Annotated in this window: 1 pseudogene; it reads right to left on the bottom strand. The window is 65.6% G+C overall.

From position 1 onward, the window contains the following. Positions 1–454: pseudogene (locus IF88_RS0139675) on the bottom strand (IS5 family transposase); the annotation flags it as partial. Positions 455–500: the final 46 nt, after the last annotated feature.

The raw sequence follows: 500 nt of genomic DNA, 5'->3' as shown, positions 1-500 counted from the left end.
ACAAAACCGAGCGGCCTGCCGCGACCGTCACAGGCCAGGTGGATCTTCGTGGTCAGTCCGCCTCGGGATCGTCCGAGGGCGTGATCACATACTTCGTCCCCCTGCTCCGCCCCCTTTTCCGGGCGCCCGCTGCATGCTGATGGGCCCGCGCGACCGTGGAGTCGACCGACACCAGCCAGTCGATGTCACCGGCCGCATCCTTCTCCGCCTGCACCGCGGCCAGCATCCGCGTGAACGTCCCATCCAGCGCCCACCTGCGGAAACGCGTATACAAAGTCTGCCAAGGCCCGTACCGCGCCGGCACATCACGCCATGCCGTACCCGCCCGAAGCTTCCACACGATCCCGTTCAGCACCTGCCGGTCATCCAACCGCGGCCGCCCCGACGACGACCGCGGCAACAGCGCGGACAACGCTTCCCACTCCAGATCCGACAGCTCATGACGACGCACCATGCGACACATGATCCCCCATCAGAACTCTTTGAAGACAGTGCCTAGT

The organism is Streptomyces sp. NRRL F-2580 (assembly GCF_000720115.1).
Taxonomy (GTDB): Bacteria; Actinomycetota; Actinomycetes; order Streptomycetales; family Streptomycetaceae; genus Streptomyces.
Note: the sequence above shows the minus strand (reverse complement) of the source record. Positions and strands in the feature narration are given on the sequence as shown.